Genomic DNA, 17,579 nt, shown 5'->3' on the forward strand with positions numbered 1-17,579 from the left:
TGTCAGGCGCGGGGTTCTTAGTTTATAGTTCCCCTCGGAAGGCTCTTTGAAGCAGGGAGTTAAAAAGATTGTTTGTTTGGGTGAATGACTCAATTAATTTACTTTGCTGCTTTGCAATTTTAAATTTTCGTTCTAGCCATTCCTGCTGTACCTCAATGCTTGGAATTGGTAATTTTACTTTGCGAATTTCAACAAGGTGAAGATTAGATACCGTTCCTGTTTTTGTATGGCTAAGTGCTTGGCGCAATGCGAACGGTGTTTTGAGAAAAGATTCAAGATATTCTCCTAAAAGAACGTTAGGTTTAGGACGTAACAAAGCCAAACTTACAAAAATACTAAATTCTTCATCCCAATCAATTAGTTTAGGAATTCCGATAGTTCCATTTTTTGAATACAGGACATCACCTTTGCGTGGATGGCAACGCTTTATTAACTCTTTGTGTTCATTTAAGGGAATATACTTTGTGTTTTTCCAGTCAATACTTTTTGTTTGAATATCAGTAACCCTAAGAAAAGGTACACCTTGATCTACATATGTTGGGGTAAAATGCGCTCCATCAGTAATTAATTCACATACCTCAGCGAATGTCTTTACTGGATAACTACTATGATCGGGGATGCCAAACATCTCTATGAAAGCCGACCGCAATAACTCCTCTGTCAGCCGAATCGCCTCCTGACGCTTGCGACGAACAGCATCAGCCTTATCAAGAATGGCAGCAATGCGGCGCTGTTCTTCTATGGGAGGAAGGGGTATAGTAGATTCTTTTATAATTGAGTCAGATACTGCTGGGTAACTTGCTCCTGTACTTCTTCTAACCATGTCTTTAACAAAGTACGAAGTACGCACCCAGTAATACAAATACCGAGAATCAAGTTTTTGAGGCTTTGTGCGCAGTGTAGTAAAACCAGTTGAGGCAGTTGCACCGTTAAATTGGTTGTCTATGTAAGCAACTGCATTAAGGTTGGGACGTACCGTAGAGATAAGAATGTCTCCACCTTTAACTATTTGTCTTGCTCGACTAGGTGCTTTATGAGTCCATACCTCGACAGTTTCCTCAATTTGCTTAGTTTCTCTGTTGATAGAGGAAATATCAATATATGTAAATAACTGGTTAGTTGTACTTTCACAAGGATTCCATTTGCGTACAGAGTTAACAAGTTCACCAATTGGAACTAAAGGATAAGCTGACTTCACCCTAGCAACTCCTCCAACGCATCCAAATCCGCCCGAATCTCATCTTCAAGACTTCGCAATTTCTGCAAAATCACTTTGGGAGATTCATAACTCACCTCTGCATACTCAGTTTCCTTATAGCGATTAATCGAAAGATCGTAACCATTAGCCGCAATCTCCGCCTTCGGTACAAAAAACGCCTTCCCAGTTCTCACTCCCCCAGTCGCACCAGCAACTCCTCGCTCCCGCCACTGCTTGAGCAAATCTGGAATATCATTTTCAGCTACAGGTTGTCGCTTATCATCCAATGACAAACCATCTGCTGCCATATCATAAAACCAAACATCATCAGTTCCACCTGCGCCAGTCTTCGTAAACATCAAAACCGCCGTAGATACGCCAGCATAAGGCTTAAACACCCCAGACGGCATCGAAATCACTCCATCTAACTTATGCTGCTCCACCAACATCTCGCGCACCTTCTTATGCGCCGTCGAAGAACCAAATAATACCCCATCAGGAACGATCGCTGCTGCCCTTCCCCCAATCTTCAATAAGCGCAAAATCAAAGCAATAAACAGCAACTCAGTCTTTGTAGTCGTAACAATTTTAGTTAAATCTTTAGCAATAGTAGACTTCTCTAGCGAACCTTTAAACGGCGGATTTGCCAAAATCAGCGTAAAAGATTCCGTCACTCCCGCACAATCTTCACACAGCGAATCGCGCGCCTCAATCTGCGGATCTTCAATGCCGTGTAACATCAAATTCATACTACCAATCCGCAGCATCGTGGCATCAAAATCAAATCCGTGAAACATCTGGCGGTTAAAATGCTCCCGATTTCCTGGCGCATTCAAAACATAATTGCCCTCGCTATCTTGCAAATCGCGCAGATACTCCGCCGCCGCCACCAAAAAACCAGCCGTTCCGCAAGCCGGATCGCAAATAATCTCCCTGGGATGGGGAGCCATCAATTCCACCATCATCTTAATAATGTGGCGCGGCGTGCGAAATTGCCCGTTAGTACCTGCTGTTGTCAGCTTCGAGAGCATATATTCATACAAGTCTCCCTTGGTATCTCGATCCTCCATCGGAATTTGCTCGATTTGCCCGACTACACTTGCTAGTAGAGCCGGACTTGCAATCAAAAAGACAGCATCCTTCATATGGCGCACATAGGTACTTTCCGCCGCACCCAATCCCAAGTTCTTGATAAATGGAAAAGCCTCATCGCGCACAATCTTCAGCATCTCTTCCGCGTTGCTCAAGTTCTTAAAATACGACCAGCGACACATCTGTTTATCTACAGAGAAAATCGGCTCTTTGACAGCTTCGCCTAATCGCTGCGCCCTGCGTTCTTTGACTAATTCCAAGTCATCCAACCGCTTGATAAATAGTAAATAAGATATCTGCTCGATAACTGAAAGCGGGTTGCTAATGCCATTATTCCAAAAAGTAGTCCACAGGCGATCCACCTTCGATCGCATCTCACCTGTAATCATGAGCGCAACTCCCCATAGGAGTCACTTCTAGCTCGATTCCAGCCCAAAGTTATATCAATGCTTATTTTTGCCATATCGCCAGCACAACCTGTCTAAAATCAGATTCTAATTGTGCCACAGCTTTAATTAATAAATAATTTCCTAGTCCGCGCAGGCGGATGAGCCTCTGCAACACGCAGCTTACCGCCGCATAATCTTGCAAGAAGTGCGATCGCAAATACCCAGCCTATAAGCTGGGTACTAATATCTAACTTAAGCGCAAACCTTCTTCACGCTAGGAAGTTGACTAACTTCACTCCACCATTTCCGCAACTTAGGAGTTTGAGCAGTAGCAGTCTCAAATTCTGGAGTCGCACTAAAATAAACAAAAATCGGAATCAGATGAAAATCAGCCAACGTAAGCTCGTTACCTAATAAATAAGGTTCGCAAACAGCCAAGGACTCGATCGCTTGCATCGCTGTTTGTGCAGGTGCGATCGCGCCAGCCACCATCTCCTCATCTGTCTGACCACCCTGACTAGGTACAAGTACCCGTTGAATGAAAATTGACCTAATTGCTGGCATATACAAATAGCTATCAATAATCGCCATAATCTGACGCATCCGCGCCTGGTGTAAAGGCTCGGAGGGGATAAATTTATCGCTAGCAAAAACAGTGTTGAGATATGGAGTAATCGCAACCGTTTCGTAAATCGTTTCCCCATTAATTTCTAAGGTGGGGACTTTACCAAATGGATGCTTGGCTAGGTACTCCGGCGACTTGGTTTCACCACTAAAAATATCAACTGGTTTGAGGTCATATTCTGCACCTGCTTCCTCAAGCAACAACCGCACAGTGCGAACGTAGGTACTTTGAGGAATGCCGTAAACAGTAGGTTTTACCATTATAAGTAGATTAACCAAGACAACAGCGAACTAGAATATCTCACATAGTAAAGCTTGCGCCTCAGCCATTAGTGCGATCGCGCCATATATCAGCGTCGTGTAATCTGGGAATTAGTTGCACTGCCTTATATTTCTATGTCTGCATCCATCAATCTCATCAGTGAATATCGTTGCTTCAAGGGTACAGTTGGCTTTTGCAGCCATCAATCTGCAACTTGCAATAGCGAAATGAAGTTTGCTGTTTACCAACCGCCACAAGCAAAGTTGCAACCAGTTCCGGTACTATATTTTCTCTCTGGTTTGACTTGCACAGAAGAAAATTTCACTACCAAAGCAGGAGCGCAACGTTTCGCAGCAGAGTACGGTTTAATGTTAGTAGCGCCCGATACAAGTCCGCGCAATACTGGAATTGCTGGAGAAAATGACGATTGGGATTTTGGTAGTGGTGCTAGTTTCTATGTCGATGCGACTGAGGAACCTTGGAATCAGCACTACCAAATGTATAGCTACATCGTGCAAGAATTACCTGCACTAATTGCCGAGCATTTTCCGGTAAAATCTGACAAGCAAGGTATCTTTGGTCATTCTATGGGCGGTCATGGAGCTTTGGTATGCGCGTTAAGAAATTCAGAAATCTTTAAATCGGTTTCAGCACTTGCGCCAATTGCTGCACCAATGCGTTGTCCTTGGGGTCAAAAGGCGTTTACTAACTATTTGGGAACTAACGAAAATACTTGGCGCAATTACGATGCTAGCGAATTAGTAAAAGCAGCTAAGTACAATCGTCCTATACTAATCGACCAAGGTAGTGCAGACAAATTTTTAGCAGAACAATTACTACCTGAAATTTTTGAACAAGCGTGTAAAGATGTCAATCAGCCCTTAACTCTGCGTTTTCATGAAGGTTACGACCACAGTTATTATTTTATTTCTACCTTTATGGAAGATCATATTCGCCATCATGCGGCTGCATTGTGCGATTGAAATAGATTATTAGGAGGATGTAACGGAGTACATGGCAATTGGTAGCGGTTCTTGCTGAGAGATAGTACGCGATCGCTGAGTCGAAATCAAGCAAACTTGTGTAGTCAATAAAAAACTTGTAAAACTTGCAATTACAATCACTGGAACCATCGCCGTATCGGAAAGTACGCTGAGGATGATTGTGGTACTAATGGGCGTTTTGGTAATTGCCACATTTACCGCCGCCATCATGCATACCATAGCAATAGTGGGGTGGACTTGAGGAATACCTAAAGCGATCGCCAATCCTACAGCAGCACCAATATAAAACAAGGGAAATATAAAGCCGCCGCGAAAGCCAGAATGCAGCGTACAACTAACTGCAAGCATTTTTGCCAAAGCGATCGCAACCAACATCACCAGCCCAAAATTAGCACCTGTTTCGACAATAGTATTAATCTCTTTTTCCCCAAAAAACAAAGTTTGCGGGAATATGCAAGCAATTATCCCAATTGACAAGCCGCCCAAAGTTGCTAGCAAAATTGTTTGATGCTCGATGTACTTAGCAAGATATCCAATGCTACGAAAGATAACTACAAAAAGCATCGCGACTAATGCCCCTGCAATACCTAATAATGCACCTTGAAGTAAATTCCACAGTGTCAAAGGTGGAATAGCAGCAAAGTGATACATTCCCCCAATAGTTAAGCCCGTATTCAAACGAAATACACAAAAACTTAAAATCGCACTCAACACCGCCGGAACTAACGCCTCGTAGTATTCTATGCCCCGACGGTGAGGTATTTCTAAGGCAAATAGCGCTCCACCCAAAGGCGCACCAAAAAACGCCCCCAAAGCTGCACTCATCCCGCAAAAAGTCAGAACGCGAATTGTAGTTGCACTAAGCTGTAATTTTTCCCCTATCCAGCCGCCAATACTGCCATTTACCTGCACTAACGGCGCTTCTGGACCTGCACTACCGCCAAACGTAATCGAAATTAGCGAAGCCACAATCATTGCTGGTGTTTGCTTTTGAGATATGCGCCCTGGCTGATGAACTTTATCAACTACAAAAGCAACTTCACCAGGAAGTCCCATAAAATGCAAAGCCAAACCAACTAAAAAGCCGCCAATAGTAGTTGCAATCCAAATATAATTTCCAGAAGTAAGTTCTAGGGGCAGATAAGGACTCAAAAGTTCTGGAATTGTATGCCAAACAAGATGCAAACTACCTTCTAGAGTGTAGTAGTAAGCCGTTGCCACAAAGCCACCAGCAATACCAATAATTGCGGCATACAGGATCGTTTGCTGGTAAGTAACGCTGTTAGTAGACGCAGATGCGATCGCGTTTTCTGAAGTAGTAGAAGACATGAATAGGTATATGTATATGTAGAGACGTAGCAGTGCTACGTCTAGCACAATGGTTAAGGTATATGTAGAGACGTAGCAGTGCTACGTCTAACTGCTACGTCTAGCTGTTTCATTCTTCAGTAGCGCCAGCCAGAACTGGCGGTACAAAGTGTTCTGGTGACTGTTTGGGTTTAGCGCCAAAATGTTCGATCAGCAAGTCGCGTAGCACTGGCTTAAGATCGTCGCAAGGAATCTGTTTCATTACTTTGCTACCTAATTCAGCTTCAAAACCTACTTTACCGCCCAGCCAAATATCTACAGCTTCTACAACTTGCCCGTTTTTGCGTCCTTTGGTTCCCATCAAACCAATATCAGCAACTTGCGGCTGTCCGCAAGAATTAGGGCAACCCGTCCAGTGAATGCGTACGCTTTGAGATACTTCAAGTTCGGCTTCCACAGCTTTAATCATTGCCAAAGCGCGATTTTTGGTTTCAATCAGGGCAAATCCGCAAAATTGACTGCCAGTACAAGAAACTAATCGCCGCGTTAAGTTTTCGGGGTTAGTGGAGAAGCGTTCTAAAAGTGGTTCTTGTAAAAATGGCTCTAATCTAGAGTCAGGAATATTAGGAATAATTAGATTTTGTTCTACAGTAAAGCGCATTTCGCCATTGCCGTACACTTCCGCCATCCGCGCTAAATCGAACATATCTTGGGCATATAATCGCCCAATGGGAATATGCAAGCCGACAAAGTTTAAACCAGTTTGCTTTTGCTTGAATACGCCAATGTGGTCGTATTTTTCCCACATAAATTCGTCTTTTTCAGCAGCAGGTTCTAGCGAATAACCGAGTTGATTTTCGATTTCGGCGCGAAACTTCTCAATCCCCCACTTGTCTATTAGGTACATAAGGCGAGATTTTTGCCGATTTGCCCGTAACCCATGATTTCTATAAGTCAACAACACTGCTTCGCTAACAGCAACTACCTGTTCGGGACTTACCCAAGCATTCAGAGGTACGGCGGCTTCGTAACGTTTGGGCGAAAACATCCCACCAACAATGACATTAAAGCCAATAGTGTCATTTTTATAAGCTGGGATAAAGGCAAGGTCGTTGAGTTCGGCGTGAACTGAGTTATCACGGCAACCTGCGATCGCAATATTAAATTTGCGCGGTAAGTTAACCATTGCTGGATTACCTTCACCATTTTTAGTAATCATGTCTTGCACCATCTGGCACAATCCCCGCGTATCGATTAGTTCATCAGGATCGATACCAGCTAAAGGCGAACCTGTAATGTTCCGCACGTTGTCCACACCCGATTGCACAGAAGTCATGCCGTATTGATACAGCTTTTTGAAGATATCTGGCACATCCTCAATCCGAACGCCTCTAAGTTGAATATTTTGTCTAGTAGTGATGTCTGCATTACCTTCATCGCCGTACTGTTGGACGATTTCTGCCAATGCCCGCATTTGACTAGAGGTAATGATGCCATTAGCCATCCGCATCCGCAGCATGAATCTACCTGGGGTAACGGTGCGGTAAAATAGTCCCAAGTCGCGCAAACGGTAATCGCGATCGGCTTCGTCCATTGCTTCCCAGCCGATTTTGGCTAAGTAATCTAGTTCTTGCTTAAGGGCAATACCATCTCTTTCAGCTTTGATTTTTTCAAATTTATTTAAAGTTGCTTTGGCTTCTCCTGCTTCAGCTAATTGTGCTTCGGATGCGCCATTTTGAGGTACATCTGTGTCCGCTTGGGTTTTACCTGCTGTGTCTGGGGTTCCGTTTGCGTCCATCATAGTTGTATTTTGATAGGTTTTTATTAATTGCGCTGCAGTGGCGCTAAGATATGCCTTTTTTGTTAAGCTATGTCTTCTTGCGCTTTGAGTTTGTAGGAGTAGTTACAAAAGCTATTTCATCCGCTTTAAAACCTGCCTTTTGGCGTATGTGTATAAATAAGGGAAATAAAGTTGCCCGATCGGGCTTGCTTTCTTTTTAGAAATGGCGTTGTTTGGCTGAAACTTCTCTAGGTACTACTAATACTTCTGTATGCGATTCGTGAGGTTCTTTCAACAAGAAGCCGCACAAACTAGCTGAAATGAGGGCAACTATTCCTAACATCTGAAAAAAGGTGCGATCGCCTGCTGCCCCTTCTGGTAATAAACTGTAAATTGTTAGGTAAGCAACTGCCCCAACATTGCCATAAGCACCTACATTTCCAGCAATTTGTCCTGTTACTCGTCGCTTAATTAAAGGGACGATTGCAAATGTTGCGCCTTCTGCTGCCATGACAAAGAATGAGGCAACCATAGTTACAATTACGACAACAAGCAGGGGAATATTTCCCCCCAAACTGCTAAACACTAAATAACCTATTCCCGTTCCCGCCAGCGTTGTAGATAAAGTCCACTTGCGGCTGCCAATTTTGTCTGAAATTAAGCCACCACCTGGACGGGCGACTAAGTTCATAAACGCATAAGTACCAGCTACCGCCCCTGCTATTGCTGCTGTTAAGCCAAAGCCTCTTTGAAAAAATGTCGGCAGCATAGAGACAACAGCTAGTTCTGAACCAAAGCAGGCAAGGTAAGCTATGTCTAAATTTGCTACTTGCGAGAACTTGTAACGTTCGTCAGGGGAATATTGCTTTTTCCCAGTTATCAAGGCTTTGTTTGCTTTCCAACAGTTATAAGCTTGGACTACATACAAACACACTAATAAAAACCAGGTAATGTATAACTGTGTGGAATTAATAAAGTTAACTTTATTTAAGCGCCAAGCAATTACTCCCAAAATTCCTACTAAGGGAATATTCATCAGCAACATAAACCAAAAGTCTTTAACTGATGTCACTTCCATTCCGGCGCTGCTAGCAGGTCGTTCGTAAACTTTACCTGGGGGAGTATCTTGGACGCTGAAAAAATAAACTACGCCGTAAATAGCTGCAATAATTCCTGTAAGGGCGATCGCCAAACGCCAATTAAGTTGACCTGCTGCTAAAAAAGCTGTAGCAGCAGCAATTGTTGGTAGTGTAAAGGCTGCACCCGCCGAGCCAAAGTTGCCCCAACCACCATAAAGCCCTTCTGCTAAACCAATTTCGTTAGGCGGAAACCATTCTGCAACCATGCGAATGCCAATTACAAACCCGCATCCAACAATACTTAATGCTAAACGGCTATAAACTAATTGGTTAAAGTCTTGTGCTAAGGCAAATGTTATGCAAGGAATAGCCGCAAATACTAGCAAACAAGAATAAGTAACGCGCGGTCCATAACGGTCTAAAATCATTCCCACAATAATTCGGGCTGGAACTGTGAGGGCAACATTACAAATAGCCAAGGTTCTTAGTTGAGCTTCATTTAGACCAAATTCTACTTTTACTGCTGTAGCAAAAGGAGCAAAATTAAACCACACGACAAAGGTCAGAAAAAATGCAAACCATGTCATGTGTAAGATGCGGTAGCGATCCTGAAATGACCATATTCCATCCACGTTGTTCTATCCTCCTAATATTTCAATAGTTATTGATTGCTTGCAGGCTTGAAATTTATACAAGTAATTAAAGTTATTTTACAAAGATTATTTTTTCTAGCTGATGGCTTTGGGATTACCTTATCTAAACTTGCTAAACCACTTGGTATCTGATGTCACCAATTACTTGTATCTTTTATTATTTGATGCACTATTTGCATAGTTATCATGTAGACAATGCATCGTAGTTCAATACTTTTCTTAGCAATCGATTCAGTTTGATTCGCTCGAATTTAAAGCTTGAAATAACTACTGATGTCGCTTTAAATTTCCGTGTTTTTTATTATTAAGATAAAGCATTTTTTATTGTTTCAATAGAATATTTACTTTGAGTGTTATGAAAAAAATTAGATTTGCATGATGTAAATAGTTAGGTTATTTCCTCTCCATCTGGAGAAAATTGTTATCTATTCATAGTTATCTAGATATTTAGCAATCAGCAAGAATGTGAGGAATTCATAAAATTGTAAAAATTCCGTAGCTATAGATACAGAAATATTGTAAAAATAGGAAAATAGAAACGGAAGTGAAGGCAGGTTATTGGTATGGATTCCCACGAAAGATTAAATAGACGAGCAATAGAGCAAGAATGGATGCGAGAGCGCGATCGCGCTAACTCGATGTGGGTAGTCTTGCTCGTGGTTCTAAGCTCTTTTGCTGCGGGGTTGATGCCACTAGCTTTTGCACCAACCCAAGAAAAAGCAAATTCGGCTCCAAAGGCGATCGTTGCCTCAGAAGCAGGAATTTGGAGTGTATTAGGAGAGAAACAATAGACGTTATTGTAAAAAAGGTTGCAGTAGACTCAGGCGGCGCTCGTCAGTTGACTTAATATTTGCCCAGCACAAGCTTTTAACCTGTGATACCGACAACTAGCGCTACTACGTACTTGCTTGTTGCAAGCGAGGTTTGTCTAAGCCTAGTTGATGCAAAATTAACCACGATTGAATTAAGTCAGGTCCATGCATATCTCCGGTTAATGCTGCTCTTAAACTCCGCATTACTAAGCCTTTTTTGACGTTTTGCTCTTTAATTACCTGTTTGATGATTTCTTGGGTAGTAACTGCGCTTAAATCGGCAGTGTTATCTAAGCCTGCAAGAATGCCTTGTAAAACGGTACTTGCTCCCTCTTGCTGTAGCTGAGTTGTTGCTTCTTCACTGTATTGTAAGGTCTTGGTGAAAAACAACTTGCTTATTTCTACTGCATCGGGAAGACGAGTCAAGCTAGGACCAATTAAACTGGTAATTTCCTCTAACCAAGCGCGATCGCGTGTAGCATCAAATTCATACCCAGCTTTTTGCCAGTAGGGAATTAATAAATCTGTTAGCTTATCTACAGGCATTTTATGCAGATATTGACTATTTAGCCAGTCAAGCTTTGCCCAGTCAAACTTTGCCCCTGCTTTGTTCACTCGCTCAAAACTAAATTGCTGTGCTGCTGTTGCTAAATCAAATATTTCTTGAGTTGAATCTGGTGGCGACCAACCGAGCAATGTCATGTAATTTACCATTGCTTCGGGGACAAAGCCCATATCTTTGAAGTCAAAAATCGAAGTTACACCATCTCGTTTAGAGAGTTTTTTACCTTCTATATTCAAAATTAAAGGCGTATGAGCAAATTGGGGGACTTGTGCGCCAAAAGCTTCGTATAACAAAATTTGCTTTGCCGTATTGGCAATATGATCTTCTCCGCGAATTACATGAGTAATTTTCATGTCTAAGTCATCAATAACTACAGCAAAGTTATATAAAGCTTGCCCAATATCATTTTCAGCAGCACGAGCAATTACCATATCGCCGCCTAAATCGCTACCGCGCCAAGACATTTGTCCGCGTACCAAGTCATTCCAGACAATTTCGCGATCGTCTTCAATTTTAAAGCGAATCACTGGGCGACGACCTTCAGCCCTAAAAGCTGCTTGTTGTTCTGGTGTCAAATTGCGATGACGATTGTCATAACGGGGTGCTTCGCCTCTAGCTTTTTGCCGTTCGCGCATTTCTTCAAGTTCGGCTTCGCTGGTATAGCAATAGTAAGCCAAGCCTTTATCTAACAGGGTTTTTACCCCTTGTTTGTATAAATCTAAGCGCTTAGATTGATAAAATGGTCCTTCATCCCAACTTAGCCCTAACCATTGCAAGCCAGCAAAAATATTTTGCGTGTATTCATCGCGCGATCGCTCTGTATCTGTATCCTCAATACGTAAAATAAACGTACCGCCATGATGGCGGGCGTATAACCAGTTAAATACAGCAGTTCTCGCCGTACCAATATGTAAGTTTCCGGTAGGGCTAGGAGCGATGCGGACGCGAACAGTCATAAGGCTAAATCGGTTAATATCAAGGTTTACTATTTTAACCTTGTTGGCTGCATAGCTACAGATCTAATCTAGATCGCTTTAAAACTGCTAGTTTACTTGACAAACTTTGCTGCCGCCAATCTAAATCAGCTTCTGGTAAGGGCTTTCAAAAGAAAGCAAGCGGGACTGACGGGGCTCGAACCCGCAACTTCCGCCGTGACAGGGCGGTGCTCTAACCAATTGAACTACAGTCCCTTATTTTCAGGGCATTTACAACTATTACAGGTTTCCTAAGCTTTGTCAAGCAGAATTTTTAGGGAGTTTTAGTAGCGCAAATAGCATTAGCAGTCGCTAAACTTGGCAAAGTTGCCTTTAAGCGAGACAATGGTTATAAGTCTCCCCCGTTAAGTTTTAACTCGTGAACACTGTTCGTACTGTCTCCGATACCAAACGCTCCTTCTACTCTACTCATACCCGTCCTATCAACACGATATATCGGCGGGTAGTAGAAGAATTGATGGTAGAAATGCATTTGCTTTCTGTGAATGCTGATTTTAGCTATAACCCCATTTATGCTCTAGGTGTAGTGACAGCCTTTGAGCGCTTTATGCAAGGATACCAACCAGAACGGGATAAAGACTCAATCTTCAAAGCCTTGTGTCAAGCTGTAGGTAGCGATCCCGCTCGATATCGTCAAGATGCCGAACGTTTAGGCACATTTGCCAAAAGCTTGTCACCGCAGGAATTAATCCAATGGTTAAGCGGTACAAGTCATGTTGATGGCTACGGCGATTTGCAAGAGCAAATCAAAGCGCTTGCAAATAACCCCAATTCAAAATACAGCCGCTTGTTAGCGATCGGTGTATTTAGTTTGCTAGAGTTATCAAACCCTGAGCTAGTCAAAGATGAAAAGCAAAGAGTAGAAGCACTTAAAGAAATTGCGACAACCTTGCACTTACCCGAAGATAAGCTCAACAAAGATTTAGAATTGTATCGCGGTAATGTAGAAAAAATGAATCAAGCGCTAATTGTCATGGCAGATATGTTAGCAGCAGAGCGCAAAAAACGCGAAAAACGAGCAGCAGAACAAAATGCTACTGTGGTGGCACAATCACCCGACACACCTCAAGATACAGCTTCTCCAGGTTCATAAAGCGCCTAAAGGCGCGGGAAAATGAGTAAGTTAGCCCTAAAGCTTCCTTCAACTCAAAACTATCATTCCCAGTCTCCTTACTCTATTCAACTCAAAACTTAAAACTCAAAACTCATAACTACTTTCCCCGCTGTGGCATCATAACTTCATCTTTAAGTTATGTCTGGCAGGGTTTTTAAATTGTGACAACACGATCGCTCTTGCAAGTCTTTCAAAGCCGCAAAATGGCAGCTTTGTTATTACTGGGTTTTTCGTCGGGTTTGCCTTTATTTCTCACTAGCCGAACTTTGCAACTATGGATGCAAGATGCCAAGGTAGATTTAGGGGCAATTACACTATTTGGCTTAGTTAGCGTTCCTTACTCCCTCAAATTTTTATGGTCGCCGTTGTTGGATCGATTTTCGCCTCCAGTTTTAGGTGGTAGACGCGGCTGGCTGCTATTAACTCAGATTGGGCTGGTTTTTGCGATCGCAGCAATGGCTTTGCAACAACCCGCTCAAGATTTCCAAGTGCTGCAAGTCCTGGCAATTACCGCTTTAATTACTACTTTTTTAAGCGCTACTCAAGATATTGCTGGCGATGCCTACCGAACCGATATTTTATCGCCCTTAGAATTGGAAACAGGTGCATCCGTCTGGGTTTTTGGCTACCGCATGGCGCTACTGGTAACTAGCTTTTTGGCTTTGATTTTAGCTGACTTTCTGCCCTGGAATGTAGTTTATCTGATGATGGCGGGTTTGATGGCAGGAGGAATACTTACTACTTTATGGTCGCCTAGAGAAAATGTAACGCTCCAAGCTGCTGCGCCTGTGTCTGTTAAAGATGGCATTTTTCTATTGTTAATAGTTTTAGTAGTAGCAGGCTTGTTAGGAGGAGTAATTAGCGGCTACATTCCTTTACCTACTTTGTATTGGTTAGTTGCAGGTTTACTCGCAGTTTGGCTGGTGGCTACGTTTTTATTACCAAAACGCGCGATCGCATCTACTACAGATCGTCCGCCCCAATCTTTGCAAGATGCTGTAGTTCTGCCTTTTCAAGAGTTTTTTGGGCGCTTCGGAGTTGCTCAAGCTAGCTTAGTCTTAGCTTTTATCTTGCTTTACAAATTGGGCGACTCGCTAGTGGGAATTACAGGTAATTTGTTTTTACGCGAAATAACTTTTACGAAAACAGAAATAGCCGCAGTTCAAGGTGGTATGGGCTTTATTGCTACTACAGTGGGCGTATTAGTTGGCGGCGCTATCTTAACGAAAATTGGCATCAACCGCGCCTTGTGGATATTTGGAATTTTGCAACTACTTAGCAACTTAGGCTACTACGCCTTAGCGGTCGCTGGCAAAAACTATTCTTTGTTAGTGTTAGCAATTAATATCGAAAATTTTTGCGCGGGATTAGTTACCGTTGTGACTGTAGCTTATTTGATGAGTCTTTGCGATCGCAACTTCACAACTACCCAGTTTGCTTTATTTTCTAGCTTGGTAGCGATTAGCCGCGATATTCTTTCTGCACCTGCTGGGCAATTAGCAACAACGACAGGCTGGGCTGCGTTCTTTTTGATATCTATAGTAGCTGCTCTACCAGGCTTAATGTTGTTGCCTTTTGTCGCCCCTTGGAATGCTACGCCTGTAGCAATGGCAAAACCAGGCATGGATGACGATAATTCTTATTAAGTTGTAGGATAAATGTAGGGAACTTAATAATTCTTCAGTTAACTTCTCATAAATACCTTTGCTTCCTCCCCCACCAACATGACTATTTTTCGTCAATACGTGCTTCCCTTTTTGATAGTGTTAGTGTTTTTTGTCGCCCTTGTAGCAGTCAGCGCCCGCATCTTTCTTCCCAGTGATATGGCTGCGCCTGCACCTATTGAAGAAGTTAATCCTCAGCCGCAAAAAGCTGAGGCTCATTTACCGCCTTCGCTATCTATGTTGGTTAAAGGTGTACCGGATAGTTTGGCACTGTCAGAACAATTCCGTATGACTGTTAATTAAGGTGTCACAGTTGATATCAGGGTATATTGTTATTGCTGGTTCGGGTTTAGATCGGGCATTGTTAGTTAAGTTTATGCAAAAAACTTATCAGGAACTATTTACCGAGCAAGACTTTTCCCATCTATCCCGAACAGTCGAGCAATATTTTTCTAGGGAAACGCCGTTGTGGTGGGTGCATATAGAAAATGCAAATATGCGATCGCCTGTAGCCTGTTTGTGGGTAGGTAATGCTATAGATCAAGTAACAGGCGATCGCCATGCTCATATTTTTTTACTATACGTAGCCCCAGAACACAGACGCAAAGGGATTGCCAAAGCCTTGATGCAATATTTAGAAAAATGGGCTATAGCAAGAGGCGATCGGCAAATTGGGCTACAAGTATTTCAAACTAACAGCAACGCCTTAAATCTCTACAAGCAATTAGGCTATCAAACTCAGTCATTGTGGATGGTGAAACCACTGTTATCTCAAGAGTGACTTAGCGATCGCCACGCTTCAATTGCAGACGCTCTTTTTTCAGTATTGGAGAATACATACTTTAGTAATGGCTAAATCTCAAGCTCTACCTTAAGGCTATACATAGATCCTGAGAAATTTCTTAACGTGAAGTAGAGTTTATTCCCATATAGGGTGAAGATTGCATGACGACTGATGTTTCTCCTAATCTCAATAAAGGTAGTAGCAATGGATCGCTAGGGATAGGTATTGTCCTGATTATTTTGGGAATTTTAGCGATCGCTATTCCTGCGGTTTCTACAATTGTCACGGAAACTTGGATTGCATTGATTTTATCTAGTGCAGGAGTATCTAAGCTATTTTATGCTTTTCAAACGCGCGATCGTGGCGGTTTCGTCTGGAAAATATTGTTAAGCGTGCTGTATATTGCTACAGGCTTAATGCTATTTTTTTACCCTCTCACGGGTGTACTTACTATCACTCTTTTACTAGGTAGCTTTTTGCTAACTGAAGGCGTATTCGAGCTAATGTTGGCATTTAGATTGCGTCCGCAACAGAATTGGACGTGGGTGCTAGGCGATGCTGTTATTACGCTTGTGTTAGGGGCAATAATTTGGTTTCAATGGCCCTTTGATGCTCGTTGGCTGCTGGGTACGCTTGTTGGTGCTAGCGTTCTGTCTACTGGAGTTTCAAGGCTAATGTTGTCTTTAAATCGTAATTCTAATCTAAATGCTTCTAACCCTACAGCTTGAAGTTACCGCAGGGAAATAGCAAATATTAATTGAGCGCTCGGCTTGAATTACATCAAGCCGCGATCGCTTTTTGTTTCGCTTTAATCTTGGCAACATTAATCAAAGCTGCTATTAATGGCTAGTATGAGGTTCGCTGCGTTTATTGTTTGCTAGTCTACCAGCAAGACCAATAAGACCTAGCAAGCCAATCCAACCCCAATCAAAAGCACGCTGACTCTGGTCAACATCACCATCTCCATAAACTGCTGTATCCCCAGGAGCAGCATTATCAGGAGTAGTAACAGTGTTATCTTGAGCAGAGACAGGCATAGATAAGACTAAAACGCCTAAACTTAAGGTAGCAAGACCGGTAGCAACAGACTTGGATAGTTTGGTCATGAAATTTTCTCCGTTCGATTATTGTCGATAATAAATGACTAACTTTAATTAAGTTATTCATACTCGCCAGAAACCAAACCTACCTAAAGATACAAATGAATGCCCCATAAAATATTACTTTAGATTTAGTTTATTAAATTACTATAGCTTTGAGCGATCGCATCATTATTGATAGCAGCAAAATAAATCGTTCAGATTAAAACCTGATTTGCTTAGGAAAATTACTAATATAGCAAGCAGTAAGAGCTTGTTTCTAAATAAATATTGAGTTGAAGGTTTGTTGCTGAATGCTGGTACGAGGATAGAAATGTAGTTCTTGCGGATTGAGAAGATGCTTAAGTCTTATCCGAGCGACCTGACGGATGCTGAATGGCAGTTGATAGAACCCTTGCTTCCGGCTAAATCCGCAATTGGTCATCCCAGAGATGTCCAACTGAGAGAGATTGTCAATGCCATCTTCTATGTGCAGCGAGAAGGCTGTACTTGGCGAGGACTACCGAGTGATTTTCCGCCTTGGCAAACCGTCTATGGCTACCTGCGGCTGTGGCAGAAACTAGGTGTTTGGCAACAAGTCCATGATGCTTTACGTACTCAACTGCGGCAAGCCGTGGGCAAAAAGCCACAAGCTATGGCAGGTATCATCGATTCTCAGTCAGTCAAAACGACTGAAAAAAGGGGGAGGTGTACGGCTTTGATGTCGCCAAGCACACCAAAGGACGCAAGCGATTTGTGCTAGTTGATACCTTGGGCTTAGTGATGTCGTTAGTGGTGCTGGAAGCCAGCGCCAAAGAGCGTTTAGGCGGTGCAATCGTCTTGCTAGAAGCGGTAGAGGAAATCAAAACAAATCTAGTGCGATTGTGGGTAGACCAAGGTTTTAGTGGTGAGAACTTTGCACGAGTGGTTGGACAGTTGACTCAAGCCGAAGTCGAGGTGATTTGTCGCCAGAGTAAGGACTTTGAAGTGCTACCGAAGCGGTGGATTGTGGAACGAACTTTTGGCTGGTGGAATCGATATCGACGTTTGAGTAAGGACTATGAGCTGCTAGTGGAAATGAGTGAGGCAATGATTTATGGCGCAATGATTCACACCATGTTGCGTCGCTTGGCGAAGCTGAAACCGAACCATTCATAATTGTTTAGAAACAGGCTCT

Annotated in this window: 16 protein-coding genes and 1 tRNA gene; 8 read left to right on the forward strand and 9 right to left on the reverse strand. The window is 42.7% G+C overall.

Translation table 11 applies throughout. The features are described 5' to 3' along the window. Window positions 1-22: 22 nt before the first annotated feature. From UH38_RS07120 to UH38_RS07130, 3 genes are all read right to left on the reverse strand, one after another. Window positions 23-1,198: a restriction endonuclease subunit S gene (locus UH38_RS07120; protein ID WP_045053938.1), complete on the reverse strand. Its 1,176-nt coding sequence runs from the start codon at window positions 1,196-1,198 to the stop codon at window positions 23-25. After that, entirely contained in the window at window positions 1,195-2,679 is a 1,485-nt protein-coding gene (locus tag UH38_RS07125) for a type I restriction-modification system subunit M (RefSeq protein ID WP_045053939.1), read from the reverse strand. The genes UH38_RS07120 and UH38_RS07125 overlap by 4 nt, the downstream gene beginning before the upstream one ends. A gap of 252 nt (window positions 2,680-2,931) precedes the next feature. Next, window positions 2,932-3,564 carry a glutathione S-transferase family protein gene (locus tag UH38_RS07130; protein ID WP_045053940.1) on the reverse strand — a complete coding sequence of 211 codons (633 nt, stop codon included), beginning with the start codon at window positions 3,562-3,564 and terminating at the stop codon, window positions 2,932-2,934. 135 nt (window positions 3,565-3,699) lie between these two features. On the opposite strand from UH38_RS07130, the gene fghA reads away from it, so the two are divergent. Next, window positions 3,700-4,548, forward strand: coding sequence for an S-formylglutathione hydrolase (gene fghA / locus UH38_RS07135; protein WP_045053941.1), 849 nt, complete (start codon window positions 3,700-3,702; stop codon window positions 4,546-4,548). A gap of 9 nt (window positions 4,549-4,557) precedes the next feature. Here the strand turns inward: fghA and UH38_RS07140 are convergent, their stop codons facing one another. From UH38_RS07140 to UH38_RS07150, 3 genes are all read right to left on the reverse strand, one after another. Next, entirely contained in the window at window positions 4,558-5,898 is a 1,341-nt protein-coding gene (locus tag UH38_RS07140; RefSeq protein WP_045053942.1) for a chloride channel protein, read from the reverse strand. A gap of 109 nt (window positions 5,899-6,007) precedes the next feature. After that, window positions 6,008-7,678 (reverse strand): ferredoxin--nitrite reductase, encoded by a 1,671-nt coding sequence (locus UH38_RS07145; protein ID WP_082065328.1) that lies wholly within the window; start codon window positions 7,676-7,678, stop codon window positions 6,008-6,010. Window positions 7,679-7,874: 196 nt separating this feature from the next. Then, window positions 7,875-9,323 carry a NarK family nitrate/nitrite MFS transporter gene (locus tag UH38_RS07150; protein WP_045053943.1) on the reverse strand — a complete coding sequence of 483 codons (1,449 nt, stop codon included), beginning with the start codon at window positions 9,321-9,323 and terminating at the stop codon, window positions 7,875-7,877. Between the two features lie 629 nt (window positions 9,324-9,952). On the opposite strand from UH38_RS07150, the gene UH38_RS07155 reads away from it, so the two are divergent. Further along, entirely contained in the window at window positions 9,953-10,180 is a 228-nt protein-coding gene (locus tag UH38_RS07155) for a hypothetical protein (RefSeq protein WP_045053944.1), read from the forward strand. A 105-nt stretch (window positions 10,181-10,285) separates the two neighbouring features. Here the strand turns inward: UH38_RS07155 and gltX are convergent, their stop codons facing one another. Continuing rightward, window positions 10,286-11,722 (reverse strand): glutamate--tRNA ligase, encoded by a 1,437-nt coding sequence (gene gltX, locus UH38_RS07160; RefSeq protein WP_045053945.1) that lies wholly within the window; start codon window positions 11,720-11,722, stop codon window positions 10,286-10,288. Between the two features lie 160 nt (window positions 11,723-11,882). After that, window positions 11,883-11,956 (reverse strand) — tRNA-Asp (locus tag UH38_RS07165). Between the two features lie 163 nt (window positions 11,957-12,119). On the opposite strand from UH38_RS07165, the gene psb29 reads away from it, so the two are divergent. From psb29 to UH38_RS07190, 5 genes are all read left to right on the forward strand, one after another. After that, on the forward strand, window positions 12,120-12,854 hold the full coding sequence (gene psb29, locus UH38_RS07170; protein WP_045053946.1) for a photosystem II biogenesis protein Psp29: 735 nt from the start codon (window positions 12,120-12,122) through the stop codon (window positions 12,852-12,854). A gap of 224 nt (window positions 12,855-13,078) precedes the next feature. Then, window positions 13,079-14,521 carry an AmpG family muropeptide MFS transporter gene (locus tag UH38_RS07175; protein ID WP_045053947.1) on the forward strand — a complete coding sequence of 481 codons (1,443 nt, stop codon included), beginning with the start codon at window positions 13,079-13,081 and terminating at the stop codon, window positions 14,519-14,521. A 78-nt stretch (window positions 14,522-14,599) separates the two neighbouring features. After that, complete coding sequence (locus UH38_RS07180) at window positions 14,600-14,842, forward strand: hypothetical protein (RefSeq protein WP_045053948.1); 243 nt, start codon at window positions 14,600-14,602, stop codon at window positions 14,840-14,842. A gap of 73 nt (window positions 14,843-14,915) precedes the next feature. After that, window positions 14,916-15,320 (forward strand): GNAT family N-acetyltransferase, encoded by a 405-nt coding sequence (locus UH38_RS07185; protein WP_045053978.1) that lies wholly within the window; start codon window positions 14,916-14,918, stop codon window positions 15,318-15,320. A gap of 164 nt (window positions 15,321-15,484) precedes the next feature. Beyond that, entirely contained in the window at window positions 15,485-16,051 is a 567-nt protein-coding gene (locus UH38_RS07190; protein WP_045053949.1) for an HdeD family acid-resistance protein, read from the forward strand. 111 nt (window positions 16,052-16,162) lie between these two features. Here UH38_RS07190 and UH38_RS07195 read toward each other — a convergent pair whose 3' ends face one another. Next, a complete protein-coding gene (locus tag UH38_RS07195) occupies window positions 16,163-16,429 on the reverse strand; it encodes a WGxxGxxG family protein (protein WP_045053950.1) in 267 nt (88 codons plus the stop codon). Between the two features lie 331 nt (window positions 16,430-16,760). Here UH38_RS07195 and UH38_RS25860 point away from each other — a divergent pair. After that, a protein-coding gene (locus tag UH38_RS25860) for an IS5 family transposase (RefSeq protein ID WP_235355119.1) occupies window positions 16,761-17,560 on the forward strand; the annotation gives its coding sequence in 2 pieces (ribosomal slippage) (window positions 16,761-17,108 and window positions 17,111-17,560; 798 coding nt in all). Window positions 17,561-17,579: the final 19 nt, after the last annotated feature.

This window comes from Aliterella atlantica CENA595, from assembly GCF_000952155.1.
Taxonomy (GTDB): Bacteria; Cyanobacteriota; Cyanobacteriia; order Cyanobacteriales; family Chroococcidiopsidaceae; genus Aliterella; species Aliterella atlantica.

Coding starts and splice junctions, on each gene's coding strand:
- UH38_RS07130 (WP_045053940.1), bottom strand. CDS start 3,564: ATGGTAAAACCTACTGTTTACGGCATTCCTCAAAGTACCTACGTTCGC.
- UH38_RS07180 (WP_045053948.1), top strand. CDS start 14,600: ATGACTATTTTTCGTCAATACGTGCTTCCCTTTTTGATAGTGTTAGTG.
- fghA (WP_045053941.1), top strand. CDS start 3,700: ATGTCTGCATCCATCAATCTCATCAGTGAATATCGTTGCTTCAAGGGT.
- UH38_RS07125 (WP_045053939.1), bottom strand. CDS start 2,679: ATGATTACAGGTGAGATGCGATCGAAGGTGGATCGCCTGTGGACTACT.
- UH38_RS07190 (WP_045053949.1), top strand. CDS start 15,485: ATGACGACTGATGTTTCTCCTAATCTCAATAAAGGTAGTAGCAATGGA.
- UH38_RS07150 (WP_045053943.1), bottom strand. CDS start 9,323: ATGACATGGTTTGCATTTTTTCTGACCTTTGTCGTGTGGTTTAATTTT.
- UH38_RS07140 (WP_045053942.1), bottom strand. CDS start 5,898: ATGTCTTCTACTACTTCAGAAAACGCGATCGCATCTGCGTCTACTAAC.
- UH38_RS07185 (WP_045053978.1), top strand. CDS start 14,916: ATGCAAAAAACTTATCAGGAACTATTTACCGAGCAAGACTTTTCCCAT.
- UH38_RS07175 (WP_045053947.1), top strand. CDS start 13,079: ATGGCAGCTTTGTTATTACTGGGTTTTTCGTCGGGTTTGCCTTTATTT.
- gltX (WP_045053945.1), bottom strand. CDS start 11,722: ATGACTGTTCGCGTCCGCATCGCTCCTAGCCCTACCGGAAACTTACAT.
- UH38_RS07195 (WP_045053950.1), bottom strand. CDS start 16,429: ATGACCAAACTATCCAAGTCTGTTGCTACCGGTCTTGCTACCTTAAGT.
- UH38_RS07145 (WP_082065328.1), bottom strand. CDS start 7,678: ATGATGGACGCAAACGGAACCCCAGACACAGCAGGTAAAACCCAAGCG.
- UH38_RS07155 (WP_045053944.1), top strand. CDS start 9,953: ATGGATTCCCACGAAAGATTAAATAGACGAGCAATAGAGCAAGAATGG.